This window comes from Yersinia vastinensis (assembly GCF_902726565.1).
Classification (GTDB): domain Bacteria; phylum Pseudomonadota; class Gammaproteobacteria; order Enterobacterales; family Enterobacteriaceae; genus Yersinia; species Yersinia vastinensis.
Genome location: NZ_CACVAF010000007.1, coordinates 204306 through 226042, shown reverse-complemented (window position 1 = coordinate 226042; position 21737 = coordinate 204306). Strand labels below are relative to the sequence as shown.

Here is a 21737-nt window from a genome sequence, read left to right as displayed (position 1 = left end):
TACCACATTTAAAAACAATAAGCAGACGGATTTTTTATAGCAGAGATGAAAAGGGAGCCTTATATGCTCCCTTTGACAAAGTAAATAAATTCAATACTTAAATAACTTTATGTGGGCCAAAGCACTCGTAATGAATTCGCTCAGCAGCCACACCTTGTGCCAATAACTGGCGAGCAGCAAATTGCATAAAGCCCAATGGACCACAAAGGTAATAATGTCTGTTGGGATCTGCTGCCAACCACTGATGTGAGCTCAGATCCATCAACCCTTTGCTGTGATAGCTTTCACCCTGAATATCTTGCGCTTCAGGTTCGCGATACCACACATGGCGGCTAAGGTTCGGCATGTTTTCTGCAATAGTGGAAACTTCATCGGCAAATGCATGAACTCGCCCATTTTCAGCCGCATGCAACCAATGTACTGGCGCAGAATGCTGTTGATTATGCAGTGTATTTAGCATCGCTAACATTGGTGTCTGGCCCACACCTGCGGAAATCAAGGCCACCGGCGTAGCTGATGAAATATCTAAGAAGAAGTCGCCACGCGGAGGAGCAACACGGACGGTGTCACCTTCATCCAACTTTTGGTGCAGATAGTTAGAAACCGTTCCCTGTTCCTCACGTTTCACTGCAATGCGGTATGTTTTCCCGTTTGGCGCGGCAGTCAGAGAATATTGGCGGATTTCCTGATATTCAAGTTGCTCATCTTCAATATAGATACCCAAATATTGGCCGGGTTTGAAATCCAGAACTCGTCCACCGTCTTCGGGTGCTAATACAAAACTGCAAATAATCTCACTTTGCATCTCTTTTTGGGTGATGCGGAAACGACGTAAGGTGCGCCAACCCCCGGTACTGGTTTCGCCCTGCTCGTAAATCTGGCTTTCCCGTGTAATAAAAACATCCGCCAGTACACCATAGGCTTTAGCCCAAGCATCTAAAACTTCTTGGCCTGGGGAGAACATTTCATCCAGCGTGCTTATTAAATGGTGACCAACGATAGAGTAATGCTCCGGTTGAATATTCAGGCTGGTATGTTTTTGGGCGATTCGTTCAACGGCGGGGAGTAAGGCGGCCAGATTCTCAAGATTTGCCGCATAGGCGCAAATGGCATTAAACAGGGCTTCGCGCTGATCGCCATTGAACTGGTTGCTCATATTGAAAATATGCTTCAGTTCAGGGTTGTGCTCGAACATACGATCATAGAAATGTGCTGTCAGTTTCGGCCCAGTGGCGGCAAGCAGTGGGATGGTAGATTGAACAGTCGCGATGGTTTGTTGGTCCAGCATGTGGCGCTCCTTAACTATTTTCTCCCCTTCATCATCGGCAACGACAACGTTAATGACTGGGGGTTATAAGATACAAATCAATACATGCATTTTGAATGCATCTTATAGAGCGCAGCCTAACTTGTAAATGCACATTGCGCTTATAGGGGATTACATCGTCGTATCAATTCACAGAATATGAAAAAATCACATAATGAATATGAGGATATTTCCGTTGCTTTGGATGAACTCTGAACAGGTCAAAGCCTTACGCAGCCTAGAGCCAATCGTTTGCGTAAAAACCTCTGTCAAGACCTATCTTAACGGGGGGGAAACAGTTTACACTGTGTGGCAGAACCCAAATGTTAGCTAAGTCAGGAGAGCCGGATGTTAAAGCGTGAAATGAACATTGCCGATTATGATGCAGATCTATGGCGTGCAATGGAGCAAGAAGTGGTGCGCCAGGAAGAGCACATCGAACTGATTGCCTCTGAGAACTATACCAGCCCGCGTGTTATGCAGGCGCAAGGTTCTCAGTTAACAAACAAATATGCTGAAGGCTATCCGGGCAAGCGTTATTACGGTGGCTGTGAGTATGTCGACATCGTTGAGCAGCTGGCAATTGACCGTGCTAAAGAGTTGTTTGGCGCTGATTATGCGAACGTTCAGCCACACTCCGGTTCTCAGGCGAACGTAGCCGTTTACTCTGCTTTGCTGCAACCCGGTGATACCGTTCTGGGTATGAACTTGGCGCACGGCGGTCACTTGACCCACGGCTCTCCGGTTAACTTCTCCGGTAAACTGTACAATATCGTGCCTTACGGCATCGATGAGTCTGGCAAGATTGACTATGAAGACATGGCGCGCCAGGCCGAAATTCATAAACCAAAAATGATCATCGGCGGCTTCTCTGCTTATTCCGGTATCGTTGATTGGGCAAAAATGCGCGAAATTGCTGATAGCATCGGCGCATGGTTCTTTGTGGACATGGCTCACGTAGCCGGTCTGGTGGCTGCTGGTGTTTACCCTAACCCAGTTCCACATGCACACATCGTGACGACGACCACGCATAAAACATTGGCTGGCCCACGTGGCGGCTTGATTTTGGCGAAAGGCGGTGACGAAGAGCTGTATAAGAAACTGAACTCCTCTGTGTTCCCTGCGAACCAAGGTGGCCCATTGATGCATGTTATTGCTGGTAAAGCAGTCGCATTGAAAGAAGCAATGGAACCTGAGTTCAAAGTTTATCAGCAGCAAGTGGCGAAGAACGCAAAAGCCATGGTGGCGGTATTCTTGGAACGCGGCTACAAAGTCGTTTCCGGCGGGACGGATAACCATCTGTTCTTGCTTGATTTGGTTGATAAAAATATCACGGGTAAAGATGCCGATGCAGCCTTAGGTCGCGCCAACATTACCGTGAATAAAAACAGCGTACCTAACGACCCGAAAAGTCCGTTTGTGACTTCTGGCGTACGTATTGGTAGCCCGGCCATCACCCGCCGTGGTTTCAAAGAAGAAGAATCTCGCGAGCTGGCTGGCTGGATGTGTGATGTGCTGGATAACATCAACGACGAAGCAACTATCGAGCGTATCAAACAGAAAGTTCTGGCTATTTGCGCTCGCTTCCCGGTCTACGCTTAATATTGTTAGAATGATTTGTTCCTAAAAAAGCCCGCATCTGCGGGTTTTTTTATGCCTACCTGACGGATGAATGGTGTTGGTTTATCATGCAAAGATGGCTGCATAACTTGTCAGTATTGTGCTATTTACCCGCTTTAAATGTGAACTTCGTACCAAACTCGATGTTTACATGATTACAACGTTGCTAGCAGGCGAGGCCTCTGTCACAGTAACTGGCTGACCTCGGAGGGATTCATGGTATTGCAATCAACACGCTGGCTGTCGCTCAGCTATTTCACCTATTTCTTTTCTTATGGCATTTTCCTGCCTTTTTGGGGCATCTGGTTGCAAGGGGAAGGGATACCACCTGAAACTATTGGTATTTTGCTGGGCGCCGGATTAATTTCCCGCTTTCTCGGCAGCCTAATTATTGCTCCGAGTGTTAAAGACCCCTCCTATTTGGTGACGGCCATCCGTATCTTGGCCTTGCTGACATTGGCTTTTGCTGTTGGTTTTTGGTTTGGCAATGGCTGGGCCTGGTTGATGGTGATTATTGCTGGCTTTAACCTGTTTTTTGGCCCATTAGTGCCATTGACTGATGCGCTGGCAGCCACTTGGCAAAAACAGATAACCATGGATTACGGTAAAGTCCGGTTGTGGGGGTCACTTGCTTTCGTGATTGGCTCTGCGCTGACGGGGAAACTGGTCTCTGTTTGGGGCCATCCGGCCATTCTTTACAGCTTACTTTTCGGTGTGTCCGCTATGTTGTTGGGAGCATTGCTGAAGCCAAGCGTGATGCCACAGGGGGAAATTAAGCACCGTGATGTTGCAGCGACTCGCTGGAAAGAATTGCTGTCTGAGCCGCAAGTCTGGCGTTTTTTACTCTGCGTCACTTTATTGCAGGGCGCACATGCGGGTTATTACAGTTTTAGCTCTATTTACTGGAAAGACGCGGGCTACTCCGCCGCCACCATCGGTTATTTATGGTCGTTAGGCGTTGTGGCCGAGATTTTGGTCTTTGCCTTCAGTAATGTTCTTTTCCGCCGCTGGACTGCCCGCAGCCTGTTACTGCTTTCCGCCATCAGTGGCATTATTCGTTGGAGCCTGATGGCCTCAACAACTGAGTTGCCATGGCTTATTTTGATTCAAATCCTGCATTGTGGTTCGTTCACCGTTTGCCATTTGGCCGCAATGCGCTTTATTGCTGCCCGACGAGGGCCGGATGTTATCCGCTTGCAGTCGGTTTACTCTGCTCTGGCGATGGGGGGAGGGATTGCGGTGATGACGGTTATTTCAGGTTTCCTGTTTGAGCATTATCAGGGCGGAGTATTCTGGGTCATGGCATTGATTGTTATCCCCGCGCTGTTTATCCGACCGCGAGTCGTTGCGACACCCGAGGATCTCGCCAGCTAGGGTAACGCCAATAAATGGCGTAATTGTTCATGTTGTTGTGTTGTCAGCGGTAATAATACCTGAATCAGCGGAGGGGTTGATTCAGGTTGCTGCACGGCGTATGGAGTTAGTACCACGGCAGTCCCTGCAGGGGCGCCGGATTGCAAATACGTCCCATAGGGCAAGTATTTAATGTGCAACGGCAAGAGTGTCAACTCACGAATCTGTTGCTCGACTTGCTCTTCCAATGCCGGGTTATTCCGCGTCAGCAATAAAATCTGCTTTTCCTGTAATGCATTCTCCTGCATTAACCAGGCACCAAAACTGATTGCAATCAGGCCAACTTCATCAACCGAGAATTGAATCTGGTATTCCTGCTCAAAATCTGCCAAAGCTTGTTGGGTGGTGCGCAGTAGCCGAGGGTATTTACGGATGACTTCTTCCAGTAATGAATTATCAATGCCGATATTGAAATAACAGCGTTCAATTGCGGGAGCCAGATGAGCAAAAAGCTGGTTCATCAACATATCATTACGGCCTAAAGTCATACCGGAAAGCTGTTGAAAACGCGTGACTAACTGGTCGATAGCCTTGATCAATCGCGAATCTTCCGCTGATTGAGTACTGTGATAACTGTGTGCCTTAATCATTGTTAGCATCAGAATGAGTACATCCCGTTCAATGGTATCGAGGGGGTTACCTAACAACGGATTAAATGAATGAAATAAATTGTCTGCTGCAGTTAATGCTGGCTTGCGGGTTAGCCACTGGCGCTGAGGGGGCGTCAGTTCAGGGAGAACTTGCTGGCGGTTTTCCCAAGCGCAATAGGCCAAATACAGTTGCAAAAACTGACGATCTTTCTCATTGAGTTGGCGATTAAGAAAAGGTTCACATTGGCTGATAATATGGGGCAAATCCTCAGATATCAGAGGGTTACTCCATGATAAAGCATCATATAAACTGGGGGCAAAATAGTGCTCAACAAACTGAGGACAATAGCGTAGCCCACGGCGCAGCCAATGGATAAAGCAGAGCCTTTTGTCGAGCCGGCTACCCTGAATCAAACAGTGGTTATCGCTATTGAGCTGCAAATGGTAGAAACGCTGGATTTCATTGGCAACCTCGGCTATATCTTGCCGGGTAGTTGGCAGTTCGACGCCATTAAATTGGCTGATCGTGTCCAGTTTTACTGTGCATGCAGGCATAAATAGCATCAGTAACATATGACAACGGCGTTGTTGACCGGATAGTGGTTGATCAAGTAACTGGGGCACAGTAGACGTGTCCAAGCGCATATAACCTTCTGTGATGGATTCTGTTGTTATTCATCATTATTAAGCATAGCAAAAGAGATTCTATTCGGTTTACTGAAGTCAGAGGCTTTTACATCGACTTACAACTTACATCACAGTTATCGCGGAATTTCCAAGGATTGATTCACGTATGTTATGTTATAACACGTCATCTGTCATTAAACGGCTGATAGCCATGCTGTTCGCTGGCGGTGCTTTGATTTATAGCCAGTTAGTAGAGGCTCATCCGCATAGCTTTATCGATATGGATGCGACTTTCATCAGTGAAAAAGAGACGCTGGTGGGAATAAAAATGGTATGGACGATGGATGAAATGACGTCTGCAGATCTGCTGTATGACGCAGAAAATGCCAAAAGTGATTCTGAAATCTGGAAAAAACTGGCGGCCGAAGTTATGGCCAACGTGCTTGGACAACATTATTTCACCGATATTTACCGGGATGGTCATCCGGTGAAATATAAAAATTTGCCGACAGAATATCATCTGTCCCGTAAGGGCCATCAGGCTGTATTGACGTTTGTTTTGCCATTGGCGGAACCGCAACCCTTAGTCGGAAAGCCTTTTATTATCTCGACATACGATCCTACCTACTTTGTGGATATGACATATGCCGAAGATAAAGCGGTCAGGTTATCGGCCGAAATGGAGAAAAACTGTAAATTAACCCTATTTACACCAAATCCGAATGCTTCATTACAGGCTTATGCGCTGTCATTGGATAAGAGTGATTCACCAGGAGAAGATATGGAACTTGGGAAACAATTTGCACAGCGGGTCACAGTGCAATGTCAGTAGGGATCTCTGCGGTTTCACGGCCTCGGCACTGGTTAGTTAATTTATGGCCATTGTTGCTATTTTTGGTGTTCTTGGCCGGCGGCGGTTATGTTGCATGGCTCTATTGGCCGGAGTTGCTGTTCAAGACTGTAGTTTGGCAAAAAAGCATGCATCAGCAGATGGCACAGTTACTACAACAAGTTAAAGTTAATCCGCATCAGACAGGGTTAGCGTTAATGGTGTTTAGCCTGATTTATGGTGTGCTGCATGCGATGGGGCCAGGGCATGGAAAAGTGGTGATCGTGACCTATTTAGCGACTCATCCTGCCCAGTTAAAAAGCAGTTTAAAGCTCACTTTTGCTGCATCAGTACTGCAAGGCGGGGTGGCGATTCTGCTGGTGACGGTGCTATTGGGTATATTGCGACTTTCCTCTCGCTATTTACACCAAAGCAGCTTCTGGTTGGAAAAAGGCAGCTTTCTGCTGGTTATCGCGCTGGGGATTTTGTTGTGCTTGCGAGCGATAAAGCGGCTTTATCTACAGATAAAAAGATTAAAACCGCAAAAAATGAATATCCAGCAAATACAGCCTTTGAGTGCAGATCATGTTCACAGTGATAACTGCGGCTGTGGGCATCGCCATATGCCGAGCACCCAAGAGCTACAAGCGGGGGATGATTGGCGCACCCGTCTGGCGATTATTCTGGCAATGGGAATGCGGCCTTGTTCTGGCGCAATTATGGTGCTGTTATTTTCCAAGGTGCTTGGTGTTTACTGGTGGGGAATTTTGTCAGCCATCGCCATGGCAATAGGAACATCATTAACTATTTCGTTATTAGCCCTGTTCGTCCACTATGCACGGCGGCTGGCGGTGCGCTTAAGCCGTGATAGGGCACCTGCGGCCTGGGGGGCAATAGCATGGGGCACATTGGCTCTCACTGGCGGCATCATCTTGCTGTTTGCCGGGATACTGCTTTATTTCTCCAGTCAGCCGGACTTCATCGGTGGCATTCGGCCCTTTGGGCGCTAAATTTCCCCCACAAAAAAGCCAGTCGGTTGACCCTGACTGGCTTTTGATTTGAAACTATTATTCGCGTGGAATTAACGTTTCAATGCATCACTGAGTTCATCTCTTATTTCGCTAAGGATGGTTTTTACAACGCGTGGGTTACCGGCAACAATATTTCCTGAGCTGAAATGGTTATGGCCACCAACGAAGTCAGTCACGATACCACCAGACTCACGCACTAACAGCTCGCCCCCAGCAAAATCCCAAGGTTTTAAACCGATCTCGAAGAAACCATCTACGCGACCTGCTGCCACATAGGCTAGATCCAGTGCCGCAGAACCGGTGCGGCGGAAATCTGCACATTGTTCAAACAGTTTGCCCACGACACGAATGTAAGCTGGTGCGTGTTGTTTAACTTTGAATGGGAAGCCGGTTGCCAGAATAGTGCCGTCTAAATCTTTCGCGTTGGTACCACGCAGACGATAACCATTTAACTGAGCGCCTTGACCGCGAGTCGCCGTAAACAGTTCGTTACGCATTGGGTCATAAACAACGGCAACTTCAGTACGGCCTTTGATGCGTACTGCAATAGAAACAGCGAAATGAGGAAGACGTTTGATGAAGTTAGTAGTGCCATCCAGTGGATCAATAACCCATTGTACATCTTTGTCTTCGCCTTCTAACTCACCGCACTCTTCACCAATAATGGTATGTTTCGGGTAAGATTTACGGATAATCTCAACGATTAGGCGCTCTGCTTCACGATCAACGTTAGTAACAAAGTCATTACTGCCTTTTTGGCTCGCTTCGACAGCGTCCGGGGTTTCATAATTTTTGGCAATCAGGTTACCGGCCTTACGCGCAGCGCGTATGGCGATAGTCAGCATCGGATGCATGGGTATCTTCCACTAGGATGTTAAAGAACGAGAAACGGCGCATAGTATAGCAGGGGATCTGATAAATGCCTATGTCTGTGTTAAGATATGGTGATTCCCCGTTATCTTTAGAGTTTGTATGTTACACAATATTCGTATCGTTTTGGTTGAGACCTCACACACCGGCAATATGGGTTCAACAGCCAGGGCCATGAAAACAATGGGATTAACCAATTTGTATCTGGTCAATCCTTTGGTAAAACCGGATTCTCAAGCGATTGCGCTCTCCGCTGGTGCCAGTGATGTGATTGGCAATGCCACTATTGTTGAGACCTTAGATGACGCGTTGGCAGGATGCAGCTTGGTGGTTGGCACCAGCGCTCGTTCTCGCACATTGCCTTGGCCGATGCTAGAGCCGCGTGAATGCGGTGTTCGCAGTGCACGCGAAGCAGAGCATGCTCCTGTTGCGCTAGTGTTTGGCCGTGAACGCGTGGGCCTCACTAACGAGGAGCTGCAAAAATGTCATTATCACGTAGCTATCCCGGCAAACCCAGAATACAGCTCATTGAATCTGGCGATGGCAGTACAAATATTAGCCTATGAAGTCCGGGTGGCATTCCTTGATCGCCAGCAAGCCGCAGCACCGAGAGTAGAAGAAGAGGAAGCACCTTATCCACTCGTGGATGATCTGGAGCGTTTCTATCTGCATCTGGAGCAAGTTTTATCCCACACTGGTTTTATCCGTCAGGCACATCCGGGCCAGATTATGAGTAAATTGCGCCGTCTGTTTACACGTGCACGACCAGAGGCACAGGAGCTTAATATCCTGCGTGGGATGCTGACATCCATTGAAAAACAAGATAAATACCCACAGCGTGGCACAGATACCAACGCGCAAAACGACAAAAAATAATGCTTTATATCAATTGGTTATTATGAAAACTAATTGATATTGTTGAAAATGGAATCAGTCAATAATACTTGAGTGAATCACTAGGTTAAATAGTTGACTAAAACACTCAAGAATGTCAGAATTCTGGCTTGTTTTCACCAACAGGTAACTTTAGCTATGAGACTGACTTCCAAAGGCCGTTATGCCGTGACCGCCATGCTTGATGTGGCATTACATTCCCAGGACGGGCCAGTTCCTCTGGCAGATATTTCTGAGCGTCAGGGGATTTCATTATCCTACTTGGAACAGCTTTTTTCACGGTTACGCAAAAATGGCTTAGTTGCCAGCGTTCGTGGTCCAGGTGGCGGTTACCTGCTGGGTAAAGATGCATCAGCAATCGCGGTCGGTGCAGTGATCACCGCCGTTGACGAATCTGTCGATGCTACCCGCTGTCAGGGTAAAGAAGGGTGTCAAGGTGGCGATCGTTGCCTGACTCATACCTTATGGCGTGATTTGAGCGAGCGTATTAGCAGCTTCCTTAACAACATCACGTTGGCAGAACTGGTTAATAACCAAGATATTCTTGAGGTTGCGGATCGTCAAAATAACGATACGCGCCGTACGGCTAATGGCCGACCGCAAGAGACGATTAACGTCAATCTGCGCGCATAAGCAGAATCTGCGGAATTTTACGTTTTGGAAGTGATGTACGGAGCATAAGAGCAATGACCGAATCAAAAGTAAAGACACCGATCTATCTGGATTATGCAGCAACGACCCCGGTAGATCCTCGTGTCGCTGAAAAAATGATGCAGTATATGACGATGGACGGTATCTTCGGTAACCCTGCCTCTCGTTCTCATAAGTTCGGCTGGCAAGCAGAAGAAGCTGTTGATATTGCACGTAATCAGATTGCTGAATTAGTGGGGGCTGACCCTCGCGAAATCGTTTTCACCTCTGGTGCAACTGAGTCTGATAACCTCGCTATTAAAGGTGCGGCCAACTTCTATCAGAAGAAAGGCAAGCACATCATCACCTGTAAGACCGAACATAAAGCAGTGCTGGATACCTGTCGCCAATTGGAGCGTGAAGGCTTCGAAGTGACTTATCTGGCACCATTGTCTAACGGTATTATCAACCTGAAAGACTTAGAAGCTGCAATGCGTGAAGACACCATTCTGGTTTCCATCATGCATGTGAATAATGAAATCGGTGTGGTTCAGGATATCGCTGAAATTGGCGAAATGTGCCGCAGTCGCGGGATCATTTTCCACGTCGATGCGACTCAAAGTGTTGGTAAATTACCGATTGACCTGAGCAAACTGAAAGTCGATTTAATGTCTTTCTCTGCCCACAAAGTCTATGGTCCGATGGGGATTGGCGCACTCTATGTTCGCCGCAAACCTCGTATCCGCATTGAAGCACAGCAGCATGGTGGTGGTCATGAGCGCGGCATGCGTTCTGGTACTTTGCCAGTACACCAGATTGTTGGTATGGGTGAAGCATACCGTATCGCCAAAGAAGAAATGGCAAGCGAAGCAGCACGCCTGCGTACACTGCGTGATCGTCTGTGGAACGGTTTTAAAGATATTGAAGAAGTTTACCTGAATGGCGATTTGGAGAATGGCGCACCCGGCATTCTTAACGTCAGCTTCAACTATGTTGAAGGTGAATCGCTCATTATGGCACTGAAAGATCTGGCAGTTTCATCCGGTTCTGCCTGTACCTCCGCGAGTCTGGAACCTTCTTATGTGTTGCGTGCATTAGGGATGAACGACGAACTGGCTCACAGTTCAATCCGTTTTTCGCTGGGGCGTTTCACCACAGAAGAAGAGATCGACTACGCCATTGCGCTGGTACGTAAATCCATTGGCCGTCTGCGTGACTTATCACCATTGTGGGATATGTTCAAACAGGGCGTGGATATCAGCAGCATTGAATGGTCTCACCATTAATTCCAGACTTTAAGAATCAGGAGCAATCACATGGCTTACAGTGAAAAAGTAATCGATCATTACGAAAACCCACGCAACGTTGGATCATTCGACAACGAAGATCCTACCATCGGCAGTGGCATGGTTGGCGCACCTGCTTGTGGTGACGTTATGAAATTGCAGATCAAAGTCAACGACGCTGGCATCATCGAAGATGCGCGTTTTAAGACTTATGGTTGCGGCTCTGCTATTGCTTCCAGCTCGCTGGTAACTGAATGGATGAAGGGCAAGTCTCTCGATCAAGCTGAAGCAATCAAAAATACTCAGATTGCTGAAGAGCTAGAGTTACCGCCAGTCAAAATTCACTGCTCGATTCTGGCTGAAGATGCCATTAAAGCAGCTATCGCCGACTACAAAAGCAAACATACTGCTAAGTAGTTGTAGAATAGGTTATTAATGAATAGCTTGCCCGTATGGTGTTATGACTTATATGGGCGGCTTCCAAGAGTTGAGGAAGGTGTATGTCGATATCAATCAGCGACAGTGCTGCACAACGGGTCAGCGCCTTTTTAAATCACCGTGGTAAGGGTTTGGGTCTGCGCTTGGGCGTCAGAACCTCAGGCTGTTCCGGTATGGCATATGTCCTGGAATTTGTTGATGAAATGAACGATGACGATATCGTTTTTGAAGACAAAGGCGTGAAAGTGATCATCGACGGCAAAAGCATGGTCTATCTTGACGGGACTGAATTGGATTTCGTCAAAGAAGGGCTAAACGAAGGCTTTAAGTTCAACAATCCGAACGTCTCAAGCGAGTGCGGATGTGGCGAAAGCTTTAACGTCTGACTGCTGTTTTTGCCCCTATCTCAGGCACTTGATGCCGAATACAGCTCTCTTGACTAACAGAGAGCTGTTTATATCTCAGCTCAGTCATCACGACAACTCCCAGAGCATGCTATGGATTATTTTACATTATTCGGGCTGCCAGCTCAGTATCTGATTAACGGCAACCAACTCACTGCCCGTTATCAAGAATTGCAGCGCCAATTTCATCCTGATCGCTTTGCAAACCAGCCTGAACGAGAACGCTTGGCCTCTTTGCAGCAAGCGGCAACCATCAATGATGCCTATCAAACCCTCAAGCATCCATTAAAACGGGCTGAGTATATGCTATCTTTGCAGGGTTTTGATTTGAGCAACGAACAGCACACGATGCGTGATACTGCGTTTCTGATGGAGCAATTGGAACTGCGGGAAGAGCTTGATGCTATCGAACGTAAACCCGATGCCGAGGAACAGCTCGCGGCTTTCAGTCGTCGCCTTGCCCTGATGACGAAAACACGCAGTCAGCAGATGATCGAACAGCTAGGTAAGCAACAGTGGGAACTGGCGGCTGATACAGTCCGAAAATTACGTTTTTTGGATAAATTACAGCAACAGGTCGAGCAATTGGAAGATCGTTTGTTTGACGATTTTTCCTGAGTACCTGATTGATAAAAATAAATAACATTCAATCTATTGATTACTATAATGCCCGACTAATTCTTATTAGAGCGATATCGCCAAATAGATTTTACTTTTTAGACTCATGATTGATGGAAGCTCAACATGGCCTTATTACAAATTAGTGAGCCTGGTTTAACTGCTGCGCCGCACCAACGTCGGTTGGCCGCAGGAATAGATTTAGGTACCACCAACTCATTGGTTGCCACAGTGCGCAGCGGTAAAGCGCAAACGCTGGCAGATGAACAGCAGCGGGATCTTTTACCGTCAGTGGTTCATTATCAACCCAATGGCATTGACGTCGGTTGGAATGCGCGTAATTTTGCGGCTCTGGATCCGGTCAATACTATCAGCTCAGTCAAACGTATGATGGGTCGCTCTTTGGCGGATATCGTACAGCGCTACCCCAACCTGCCTTATCAATTTCAACCGAGTGAAAATGGCTTACCAATGATCCAGACGGCTGCCGGATTGGTCAATCCGGTGCAGGTGTCTGCGGATATTCTCAAAGCTTTGGCACTGCGGGCACAGGCGACGTTGGAAGGGGAGTTGGACGGCGTCGTGATCACTGTTCCTGCCTATTTTGATGATGCTCAACGTCAGGGCACAAAAGATGCTGCCCGTTTAGCGGGGCTGCATGTATTACGTTTGCTTAATGAGCCGACAGCGGCCGCCATCGCTTATGGCTTAGATTCAGGTCAGGAAGGGGTGATTGCCGTTTATGATTTGGGTGGCGGGACATTTGACATTTCTATCCTGCGCCTGAGCCGTGGTGTGTTTGAAGTGCTGGCAACCGGTGGTGACTCGGCGTTGGGCGGTGATGATTTCGACCATTTATTGGCAGACTGGTTGCGTGAGCAAGCCGGTATTGATTCTCGTGATGACCATGGGATCCAACGGCAATTACTTGATGCGGCAATTGCTGCCAAAATTGCGTTAAGTGAGGCTGATACGGCTGAAGTTTCTGTCGCGGGCTGGCAAGGGGAAATTACCCGTGCGCAGTTTGAATCCCTGATTGCTTCATTAATTAAACGTACTTTAATGGCCTGCCGTCGAGCCTTAAAAGATGCTGGCGTTAGTGCTGATGAAGTGCTGGAAGTGGTAATGGTTGGCGGCTCGACTCGTGTTCCTTTGGTGCGCGAGCAAGTTGGGCAATTCTTTGGCCGCACGCCACTGACCTCGATTGACCCTGATAAAGTGGTCGCCATTGGTGCAGCTATTCAGGCTGACATTCTGGTTGGGAATAAACCTGACAGTGACATGTTGCTGCTTGACGTTATCCCGCTGTCATTAGGGCTAGAAACTATGGGCGGCTTGGTGGAAAAGGTCATTCCACGCAATACCACTATTCCCGTAGCTCGCGCACAAGAGTTCACCACCTTTAAAGATGGTCAGAGTGCGATGAGTATCCACGTGCTGCAAGGTGAGCGTGAGTTGGTGCAAGATTGCCGCTCTTTAGCCCGCTTTACGCTACGGGGGCTGCCGCCACTGCCTGCCGGAGGCGCACATATTCGCGTCACTTTCCAGGTGGATGCAGACGGCTTATTGAGTGTTACAGCGATGGAGAAATCCACTGGCGTTGAAGCCTCGATTCAGGTGAAGCCCTCTTATGGGCTGTCTGATGATGAAATTGCCAATATGATTAAAGATTCGATGGCAAATGCGCAAAGTGATATTGGCGCGCGCAAGCTGGCGGAACAACAAGTTGAAGCCTCTCGTGTGCTAGAGAGTTTACAAGGCGCATTGGCCGCAGACGCAGCATTACTCAGTGAGCAAGAAAGTACCGCTATCGCTCAGGCAATGGCGGCATTACAGCAGCAGATGCAGGGCACTGACCCGCACGCCATCGAAGCTGCGATAAAAGCGTTAGATGCACAAACGCAAGATTTTGCCGCGCGCCGGATGGATGCTTCTATTCGCCGCGCTTTGGCTGGCCATTCAGTGGATGAGGTTTAATCATGCCTAAAATAGTATTTCTGCCCCATAAAGACCTTTGCCCGGATGGCGCAGTGCTGGAAGCAACCCAAGGTGAAACGATATTGGACGTTGCCTTACGTAATGGAATTGACATCGAGCACGCCTGCGAGAAATCCTGCGCTTGTACTACCTGTCACTGTATCGTGCGAGAAGGATTTGATTCTCTGCCTGAAAGCAGTGAACTGGAAGATGACATGCTGGATAAAGCTTGGGGTCTGGAGCCAGAAAGCCGCTTGAGTTGTCAGGCCAAGGTGACTGACGAAGATCTGGTGGTTGAGATCCCGCGTTATACCATTAACCATGCAAGAGAGCATTGATATGAGCTTAACGTGGCAAGACACTCGCGCAATTGGCGAAGCCCTTTATGATCAATTCCCGGATACGGATCCCAAGACTGTGCGTTTTACCGATATGCATCAATGGATTTGTGATCTGGAAGATTTTGATGACTCTCCGCAGGGGTCAAATGAAAAGATACTGGAAGCGATTTTGCTCGTTTGGTTAGATGAATTTGAATGACTCCACTTGTCATCTTCTTCGTTGCAGGTGTGCTGGTTGCGCTCGCGCACCTGCACCCGAATCACATACCGCCTTCCTGCATCTTGAAATCTATTGAGTGAAAATTGGGTCGCGTTAGCGGCCCTTTTTTGTACCTGATCTGATACCTTAGAGTTACGTCCCGCTAAGACGGGTATTTTACAGCAAGATGGGTAACCGCCGCAGTCAATATAGACTTGCGTATAAGCAGCTGAATAACAGCAAAAAATAATAATGAAGAGGTAGTTCATGACAACAGAAATGATGCAAGTCTCCCTATCCCATAATCCGGCTGATGTCCGTTGGGGCGAGAAAGCGCTGCTCAGTACTGATGCTGAGGGGATGACCATTCACTTGATCGGCAATGGTAAATTAGGCGCGATTCAACGTGCCGCCCGTAAAATTGATGGGCAAGGTATCAAACAAGTTAAACTGGCCGGAGAGGGCTGGGGGCTGGAGGAGAGTTGGGCATTCTGGCAAGGGTTCCGTGGGCCAAAAGGTCAGCGCAGCGTGGAGTGGGCAGAACTGCCAGAGAACGAAAAAATTGAGCTGGAACACCGGCTGAAAATTATTGACTGGGTGCGCAATACGATTAACGCTCCCGCAGAAGATTTAGGGCCAGAACAACTGGCTAAAAATGCGATTGATCTGCTGTGTGCGGTGTCTTGTGATGCCGTCAGCTACCGTATAACTAAAGGTGAAGACCTGCGCGAGCAGGGCTATGCGGGGATCTATACGGTTGGTCGTGGATCTGATCGCGCGCCGGTATTATTGGCGCTGGACTACAACCCAACCGGGAATCCTGATGCACCAGTAATGGCTTGCTTGGTCGGTAAAGGAATCACTTTTGATTCCGGGGGCTATAGCCTGAAACAAAGTGCATTTATGGATTCCATGAAGTCTGACATGGGGGGCGCGGCGACAGTGACCGGTGCATTGGCATTGGCGGCAGCCCGTGGGTTGAAAGAGCGAGTGAAACTGTATTTGTGTTGTGCCGACAATATGGTGAGCGGCAATGCCTTTAAACTGGGCGATATTATTCGTTATCGCAATGGTAAGACAGTTGAAATCATGAATACCGATGCAGAAGGGCGCTTGGTATTGGCTGATGGCTTGATTGATGCTGCGGAACAGAATGCTCCGCTGATTATTGATGCTGCCACCTTAACGGGTGCTGCGAAAACGGCATTGGGCAATGATTATCATGCGCTGTTCAGCTTTGATGATGAACTGGCGCAAGAGCTATTAAGCAGTGCGAAAACCGAGCACGAACCTTTCTGGCGCTTACCACTGGCAGAATTCCATCGTAGCCAATTGCCCTCCAATTTTGCTGAATTGAACAACGTGGCGGGGGCGGCTTACAGCGCTGGTGCCAGCACTGCGGCTGCTTTCTTGTCGCATTTCGTGAAAAATTATCAGCAAGGTTGGTTGCACATTGACTGTTCTGCGACTTACCGTAAAGGTGCGGTTGAACAATGGTCCGCCGGTGCGACGGGTTTAGGTGTGCGCACCATTGCTAACTTGCTATTAGCAAAAGCAAAACAGTAATTTTAGTCATTTAAAATGTCGTTTGGGGCGCGTTAGCGTCCCTTTGTTTGATTGTTTTCTGGAGCAGAGTATGAGTTTGCCGCAACCCCCTGTTGATGATAGCCATGACCATCATCACCACGATGATAGTGATCAAAGCCTGGAATCTCTGTTAAAACTGGCGGCGACCGAGTCCATTCATCGCACTGCCTTTTTCCGTGCATTATTAGATGCGACGGTGTTAGTGCTGGTCGACGATTCGCAACAGCACGGCGAAGAGGGTGAAATGACCTTTACGGCAGGCAACGGGGTGAATATTCTGCATTGGGAAAAACAGGATGGTGAATCTGTCATCCCGTTCTTCACCTCGGTTGAGGTACTCCAGCAGGCACTGGATATTGCCGAAGACCAGCAGATTGACAGTGAAAAACAGCCTTTTATTGCCATGCCAGTGCGGGTGTTATTTGAAATGACACAAGGCGCACACCTGTTCTTGAATCCAAAATCGGAGCACGGTAAAGAGTTCTGGCCGCAAGAAGTGGCGATGTTACTGGAAAATGGTGGTCTGGCCCAACCGGCTGAAATGGTGGTGGATAAAGAGAGCCAGATTCTGTTGGGGCAACCAGAAGAATATCCAGCAGCAATGGTTGATGCCTTGATCCAGCTATTTAGTCAGCGTAAACCTGTACGGCGCGCTTTCTTGGCGCTGATGCACGATAAAAGCGTCGATGAAAAGCCTAACTTATTGGTCGGGTTGGAGGTTGATGGTTCTGATGATGAAATTGACCAACTGATTCAAGAAGCCGGTAATGTAGCCAGTGATCATGCGCCAGATGATGGGCCAGTAGATTTTTGCGTGGTGAATGAGAAAGAACGTGGCGTTAGTCACTATTTGATGACTCACACTCAAGCATTTTACCAGCGCAGATGGGGCAGTTGGCTCAGAAATGTTATTCCGTCGACCAATCACTAGTCTGTAAATTCTTATATCTGTGAATTCTTATAATAGAAAAGGGAGCCTATATTGGCTCCCTTTTGCTATTTACTACATTTATGAGACCTAATTATCATTGCTACATGAATAACTTATTGTGCAGCTTAGAAAGTGTAAGCAACCCCAAGATTAATGGTCATTGGTGTCTCAACTTTTTTACCTTTAGATAAAGCAACTTCAGAGTTGATTGACAAGTTGCGTGTCAGGTTCACATTGAGACCCACCGCAGCATTGGCGCGGGAGCCTTTCTGGCTATTATCAAACTTCTCATTGTTAATTATCACATCATTACGCGCACTAATATCATGAGCCCATGATAAAGAGCTGTATGGTGCAATCTCGACACCGCTGTTCAACACAAAGCGATAACCGGTATTGAGGCCCAGTGTCCCAGTCGTGGTACGCGAACCTTGGTTCTCAATCTCCATTCCGTTAGACAGTTTTTGCTTGCTCTTACCTGCGGTAAAGCTGCTCAGGCCAACATAAGGGGAAATATACATTGCATCTACATTGATATGTTTACCGGCTTTAACCGCCAGCCCCAGACCAGAGAAGTTAGTTGTGCCGCTCGCGTTGTTCCCTTTTGATGTGACACTCAGATTCTGTTTAAACTGGTTAGTTTTTAACACAGTATTAAAGTAATAACCTTCGCTTGCCTGATATTGAGCGTAAGCCCCCAGAGAGTTACTTTCTACACTCCCGCTGCTTTGGTAGTCAGATTTAATATTTGAGCTACTGCGGCTGGCGAAACCACCGAGACTTAGTACACCATTGCCCAATTCAATGGCTTTATCACCACCAAAAGTTAACCCATTCAGTTTCTGATTGAAATTAGCAGCAGTGCCTTTCACCTGATAGTTGTTGTTCAGATAAGTGACCCAAACACCACTTTCATTGGCCGCCGTGCTTTGTTTATTCAGACGGTTTTGAATGGAGCTGAGTTCGGCATCAAAGATGACTGGCGTGGTATTCGCCACCGCTAAAGCACCAGCAGAACCCGGTGTTAGTACCTCTTTATTGGCAACCAGTTTATAGCCGCCGTTTGCATCGCTGACCAGAGTGTGTTGATAGCTACCTAAGTCTACCGGCCCGTTGGCCAACTTAACATTGGCACGATTATCACCTTGAACATCCATCACATTCAGGTTGGTTGGCACAACACCGCTGTTGTTAATCTGGATGTCAAAAGTCCCCTCAGCATTACCGGTGACTTGCAGTGGGGCGCTGCTGTGGTTATTCAGGGTCGAACCTAAATTAAAGTGACCTTTGCCAGCCAAGGACGCCATGGTTAACTGCGCATTAGACTGGCTCATATCAACAGTACCGCCAGCCAGTTTCACATCTTTAAAGGCAAACTGTGTAGGCTTGCCGTTGTGACCCGCAAAAGCCGCACGGGCATTCATTCGGGCAGCGACGGGGGTCGGATTAAGCAATACCATATTCCCCGCTAAACTCAAGTCTGCGTTGTTGGTCGTTGCGCCGTTATACACATGAATGATGCTATCTTTAGCTGCTTTAATGTTGCCGCTGACTTTTGCCGTTTTTTCAAAAGTCGTTACCCCACCGTTCAACGAAGTCGCGCCCATTAATGTACCGGCAATTAAGGCTTCGCCGCTCTCAACCATCAACTTATGTGCTTGAGCACGTGCCATAAGGTTAAATTTACCGCCCGCGATGCGAGTATTTTCGGCTTCTGCGTTAGCATTAACCGTGAAAGTACCGTCATGGATATAGGTATCTTTTGTTTTAGCGTTTTCCAGCAGTGTAAATTGAGCGCCATCATAGAGTTTTGTATCATTAGCCGTTGCACCAGCGTTCAACTCCAGCTCAGAAGAATGCAACTGTGTGTTAGTCGCTGTTGCACCTGATTCGATAGTCAATACACCGCCTTCGTGTACTTTGGTATCAGTCGCATTGGCACCGGACTGAAGAATCAGTTCCGCAGTGTCACCTACCAGATTGGTGTCATTGATACTGGCACCATCATTAACTGTCATTTCTCCATCAGTAACGTAGGATAAAGTGGCTGAAGAGCCTTGCTCAAGGGTAAATTTCCCGTCGTTATTTACGTGAGTTCCGCTGGTTTTAGCTTTCGCTTTGAGTGTGAAATGAGCGTCTTTATGTACTTGGGTGTTATCCGCCGTTGCACCTTCAACCAAATCCAGTGTTGTGCTAATTAGCGTGGTGTTTTTCGCCGTTGCCCCCGCGGCGATAGTCAATGTGCCGCCATTAATTTGGGTATTTTGGGCCAGAGCGCCTTTGTGCAACGCTACCTCGCCACCCGTGCTGTGCAGGTTATGAATCTCTGCGTATTCACCTACAACGGCTTTGCCCCCTTCAGAGATTTTCGCATCAAAGGAGTCAGCGATATGGATTGTGTCTTTCACCCCGGCTGTTCCTGCTACTTTTTCACCTTTCAGTATCAGTGCGCCGCCATCGTGGATGATGGTGTTGAAATCGGTACCGCCGTTGTTATTCAGGGTGCCTTTGTTAACCTCGGTGTGATGAGCTTGTGCGCCAATGGCTAAGTTGATAATGCCATCTTCGGTGATGGCGCTGTTTAGGATCTTGCCTTTATCAGCCACATTCTGTGTACCACCGGCAACGTTGGTATTGACTGCAACAGTATCGGCAGCAACGTCTTGTTGAAGATTTTTGGCAATAGTTTGCTCAAAAGCGGGCACATCAGCAGTAGGATTAGCCAATGAGCTTAATTGAGTCACTGCACTTGTCGCAGTTGTCAGTTCGGCAGTTTTAGTTTGCAGCTTAGAGGCCGCATCTGCTCTAGCCGTTTGAGTCTGGGTATATTCAGCATCTTGTGCTGTAACGGCAGCCGTTGCGGTAGTGTGTTTATCGCTAGCCTCTTGAGCTTCTTGCTCTGCATCTTTAGCCTCTTTGATGGCTTTTAGGGCTATTTCGGCTTTATCTTTTTCCGTGCCGTTAGCATTAATGAGTGTCTCTAGTTCTATTTCGATATCGGGAGTACTAGCACTCCAATTAGAATTTACAGCTTTAATGGCCTTTTCTTTTTCGGTGTTGAGAGTGCTTGATTTTTTTTCAGCTTCAGTTTTGCTTGCTTCAGTTTTTATTGTTTCTCTTTTAAGCATAACTAATGCAATTTGAGCGTTCACTTTCTTCCTGATGGCTTTAACCTCATCTTCTTTAGCTTCGTCCCGAACTGTCTTAGCCACAGCTTGTGCATTCAGTTTTTCATACTTATCTTTCACGTTCTGTTGGAGTTTTTCAGCCTGTTCAGCAGTGAGGACTTTCTGAGCGACAAAACTCTGCAACTTATCGAACATATTATATTCGGCTTGTTGCTGTTGTTTGATGCCTTCTACTTTTTGTGCCACGGTGGGGGGTAGCGCTGACATATCGTTAGCTAACGCAGCACCGACCAGTGACTGGATTTCTTCAGCCGTGAATTGACCTGCAGCAGAATGCGAAGTGATAGAGTTAGTGACTGTATTTTTTAGCTCTTTATTAAGATTATCCAAATTGCCTTGATTTTGATCTTCAGTATAAGCAACGACGGCTTCAAGGAACTGAATCTTGCTCTCAAAAGATGCTTTAATTTTGATTAGCTCTTTATCATTAGCTTGGGGCGGAATAGGTAGACTTTGCAGTCTTGCAATTTCTTCATCCAGACTTTTTTTTAAATCAGTAAGATCTTGTTTAGCCTGATTCTTCATTTCCTCCGTAACAGGTTGATTGGCAGGAAACATAGATTCTATTAAGGAAACGGGGTGAGTCTTATTGCCCGTAATTTGAGAATTACTAATAACTTGAAAACTACCACCATTTGCGACGCGTTGAAAGTCACCTGTTGGTGTTGTGTGCGCAGCCATTGCCCCGCCAGAAACCAGTGATGAAATAAGAATAGAGAGCGGTAATAGACGCGTATTTAATGTATTGCGATGATTCATTGCTTTATAAATCCTATTTATAGGGAAGTATCATAAAATAAATATTGGTATTTTTAATGATGTAAAAACTTTGCGGAATATAACCAAGGGCTGGGCGGGTTGCTATTTATTAAAAGATTAAATTCAAGTGATATATTTATTTTTTATTTATACTTATCTATCTAGTTGTTTTTAAATGATTTGAAAGGTTTTTTTATAT

Annotated in this window: 19 protein-coding genes; 15 read left to right on the top strand and 4 right to left on the bottom strand. The window is 47.2% G+C overall.

The annotated features are described in order from the left end of the window. Window positions 1-97 precede the first annotated feature (97 nt). Window positions 98-1288, bottom strand: a complete 1191-nt coding sequence (gene hmpA, locus HUZ92_RS12810) for an NO-inducible flavohemoprotein (protein WP_145579616.1) — start codon at window positions 1286-1288, stop codon at window positions 98-100. A 366-nt stretch (window positions 1289-1654) separates the two neighbouring features. On the opposite strand from hmpA, the gene glyA reads away from it, so the two are divergent. Beyond that, window positions 1655-2908 (top strand): serine hydroxymethyltransferase, encoded by a 1254-nt coding sequence (gene glyA, locus HUZ92_RS12805; protein WP_050100792.1) that lies wholly within the window; start codon window positions 1655-1657, stop codon window positions 2906-2908. Window positions 2909-3142: 234 nt separating this feature from the next. Then, on the top strand, window positions 3143-4300 hold the full coding sequence (locus HUZ92_RS12800) for a 3-phenylpropionate MFS transporter (RefSeq protein WP_050100791.1): 1158 nt from the start codon (window positions 3143-3145) through the stop codon (window positions 4298-4300). On the opposite strand, the gene csiE is transcribed toward HUZ92_RS12800, so the two are convergent. Then, window positions 4297-5574, bottom strand: coding sequence for a stationary phase inducible protein CsiE (gene csiE / locus HUZ92_RS12795; protein WP_145579615.1), 1278 nt, complete (start codon window positions 5572-5574; stop codon window positions 4297-4299). The genes HUZ92_RS12800 and csiE overlap by 4 nt on opposite strands. 148 nt (window positions 5575-5722) lie before the next feature. Here csiE and HUZ92_RS12790 point away from each other — a divergent pair, with 148 nt between their 5' ends. Beyond that, complete coding sequence (locus tag HUZ92_RS12790; RefSeq protein WP_050100788.1) at window positions 5723-6388, top strand: DUF1007 family protein; 666 nt, start codon at window positions 5723-5725, stop codon at window positions 6386-6388. Further along, entirely contained in the window at window positions 6379-7395 is a 1017-nt protein-coding gene (locus tag HUZ92_RS12785) for a nickel/cobalt transporter (RefSeq protein WP_050100786.1), read from the top strand. Before HUZ92_RS12790 ends, HUZ92_RS12785 begins: the two co-directional genes overlap by 10 nt. 71 nt (window positions 7396-7466) lie before the next feature. Here HUZ92_RS12785 and suhB read toward each other — a convergent pair whose 3' ends face one another. Next, on the bottom strand, window positions 7467-8270 hold the full coding sequence (suhB, locus tag HUZ92_RS12780; RefSeq protein WP_050100784.1) for an inositol-1-monophosphatase: 804 nt from the start codon (window positions 8268-8270) through the stop codon (window positions 7467-7469). A gap of 118 nt (window positions 8271-8388) precedes the next feature. Here suhB and trmJ point away from each other — a divergent pair, with 118 nt between their 5' ends. The 11 genes from trmJ (at window position 8389) to sseB (ending at window position 17591) form a co-directional block, all read left to right on the top strand. Next, window positions 8389-9162 (top strand): tRNA (cytosine(32)/uridine(32)-2'-O)-methyltransferase TrmJ, encoded by a 774-nt coding sequence (trmJ, locus tag HUZ92_RS12775; RefSeq protein ID WP_145579614.1) that lies wholly within the window; start codon window positions 8389-8391, stop codon window positions 9160-9162. A 156-nt stretch (window positions 9163-9318) separates the two neighbouring features. Beyond that, window positions 9319-9813 (top strand): Fe-S cluster assembly transcriptional regulator IscR, encoded by a 495-nt coding sequence (gene iscR, locus HUZ92_RS12770; protein ID WP_004707916.1) that lies wholly within the window; start codon window positions 9319-9321, stop codon window positions 9811-9813. Window positions 9814-9866: 53 nt separating this feature from the next. After that, window positions 9867-11096, top strand: a complete 1230-nt coding sequence (locus HUZ92_RS12765; RefSeq protein WP_050100780.1) for an IscS subfamily cysteine desulfurase — start codon at window positions 9867-9869, stop codon at window positions 11094-11096. 30 nt (window positions 11097-11126) lie between these two features. Beyond that, entirely contained in the window at window positions 11127-11513 is a 387-nt protein-coding gene (iscU, locus tag HUZ92_RS12760; RefSeq protein WP_042548040.1) for a Fe-S cluster assembly scaffold IscU, read from the top strand. A gap of 83 nt (window positions 11514-11596) precedes the next feature. Then, complete coding sequence (gene iscA / locus HUZ92_RS12755) at window positions 11597-11920, top strand: iron-sulfur cluster assembly protein IscA (protein ID WP_004707910.1); 324 nt, start codon at window positions 11597-11599, stop codon at window positions 11918-11920. 111 nt (window positions 11921-12031) lie between these two features. After that, complete coding sequence (hscB, locus tag HUZ92_RS12750) at window positions 12032-12556, top strand: co-chaperone HscB (protein WP_050100778.1); 525 nt, start codon at window positions 12032-12034, stop codon at window positions 12554-12556. Window positions 12557-12682: 126 nt separating this feature from the next. After that, window positions 12683-14533, top strand: coding sequence for a Fe-S protein assembly chaperone HscA (hscA, locus tag HUZ92_RS12745; protein ID WP_050100776.1), 1851 nt, complete (start codon window positions 12683-12685; stop codon window positions 14531-14533). 2 nt (window positions 14534-14535) lie between these two features. Beyond that, a complete protein-coding gene (gene fdx, locus HUZ92_RS12740) occupies window positions 14536-14871 on the top strand; it encodes an ISC system 2Fe-2S type ferredoxin (protein ID WP_050100774.1) in 336 nt (111 codons plus the stop codon). 1 nt (window position 14872) lies between these two features. After that, window positions 14873-15073, top strand: a complete 201-nt coding sequence (gene iscX / locus HUZ92_RS12735) for a Fe-S cluster assembly protein IscX (protein WP_050100773.1) — start codon at window positions 14873-14875, stop codon at window positions 15071-15073. A gap of 267 nt (window positions 15074-15340) precedes the next feature. Continuing rightward, the gene (gene pepB / locus HUZ92_RS12730) at window positions 15341-16639 is read left to right on the top strand and encodes an aminopeptidase PepB (RefSeq protein ID WP_050100772.1); all 1299 of its coding nucleotides are present in this window, start codon (window positions 15341-15343) and stop codon (window positions 16637-16639) included. Between the two features lie 70 nt (window positions 16640-16709). Further along, window positions 16710-17591 (top strand): enhanced serine sensitivity protein SseB, encoded by an 882-nt coding sequence (sseB, locus tag HUZ92_RS12725; RefSeq protein ID WP_050100770.1) that lies wholly within the window; start codon window positions 16710-16712, stop codon window positions 17589-17591. Between the two features lie 125 nt (window positions 17592-17716). Here sseB and HUZ92_RS12720 read toward each other — a convergent pair whose 3' ends face one another. Next, window positions 17717-21538 (bottom strand): autotransporter outer membrane beta-barrel domain-containing protein, encoded by a 3822-nt coding sequence (locus HUZ92_RS12720; protein ID WP_050140671.1) that lies wholly within the window; start codon window positions 21536-21538, stop codon window positions 17717-17719. Window positions 21539-21737: the final 199 nt, after the last annotated feature.

Excerpts from the sequence above, each read along its gene's own strand:
- hmpA (WP_145579616.1), bottom strand. The coding sequence starts at position 1,288 with ATGCTGGACCAACAAACCATCGCGACTGTTCAATCTACCATCCCACTG.
- glyA (WP_050100792.1), top strand. The coding sequence starts at position 1,655 with ATGTTAAAGCGTGAAATGAACATTGCCGATTATGATGCAGATCTATGG.
- HUZ92_RS12800 (WP_050100791.1), top strand. The coding sequence starts at position 3,143 with ATGGTATTGCAATCAACACGCTGGCTGTCGCTCAGCTATTTCACCTAT.
- csiE (WP_145579615.1), bottom strand. The coding sequence starts at position 5,574 with ATGCGCTTGGACACGTCTACTGTGCCCCAGTTACTTGATCAACCACTA.
- HUZ92_RS12790 (WP_050100788.1), top strand. The coding sequence starts at position 5,723 with ATGTTATGTTATAACACGTCATCTGTCATTAAACGGCTGATAGCCATG.
- HUZ92_RS12785 (WP_050100786.1), top strand. The coding sequence starts at position 6,379 with ATGTCAGTAGGGATCTCTGCGGTTTCACGGCCTCGGCACTGGTTAGTT.
- suhB (WP_050100784.1), bottom strand. The coding sequence starts at position 8,270 with ATGCATCCGATGCTGACTATCGCCATACGCGCTGCGCGTAAGGCCGGT.
- trmJ (WP_145579614.1), top strand. The coding sequence starts at position 8,389 with ATGTTACACAATATTCGTATCGTTTTGGTTGAGACCTCACACACCGGC.
- iscR (WP_004707916.1), top strand. The coding sequence starts at position 9,319 with ATGAGACTGACTTCCAAAGGCCGTTATGCCGTGACCGCCATGCTTGAT.
- HUZ92_RS12765 (WP_050100780.1), top strand. The coding sequence starts at position 9,867 with ATGACCGAATCAAAAGTAAAGACACCGATCTATCTGGATTATGCAGCA.
- iscU (WP_042548040.1), top strand. The coding sequence starts at position 11,127 with ATGGCTTACAGTGAAAAAGTAATCGATCATTACGAAAACCCACGCAAC.
- iscA (WP_004707910.1), top strand. The coding sequence starts at position 11,597 with ATGTCGATATCAATCAGCGACAGTGCTGCACAACGGGTCAGCGCCTTT.
- hscB (WP_050100778.1), top strand. The coding sequence starts at position 12,032 with ATGGATTATTTTACATTATTCGGGCTGCCAGCTCAGTATCTGATTAAC.
- hscA (WP_050100776.1), top strand. The coding sequence starts at position 12,683 with ATGGCCTTATTACAAATTAGTGAGCCTGGTTTAACTGCTGCGCCGCAC.
- fdx (WP_050100774.1), top strand. The coding sequence starts at position 14,536 with ATGCCTAAAATAGTATTTCTGCCCCATAAAGACCTTTGCCCGGATGGC.
- iscX (WP_050100773.1), top strand. The coding sequence starts at position 14,873 with ATGAGCTTAACGTGGCAAGACACTCGCGCAATTGGCGAAGCCCTTTAT.
- pepB (WP_050100772.1), top strand. The coding sequence starts at position 15,341 with ATGACAACAGAAATGATGCAAGTCTCCCTATCCCATAATCCGGCTGAT.
- sseB (WP_050100770.1), top strand. The coding sequence starts at position 16,710 with ATGAGTTTGCCGCAACCCCCTGTTGATGATAGCCATGACCATCATCAC.
- HUZ92_RS12720 (WP_050140671.1), bottom strand. The coding sequence starts at position 21,538 with ATGAATCATCGCAATACATTAAATACGCGTCTATTACCGCTCTCTATT.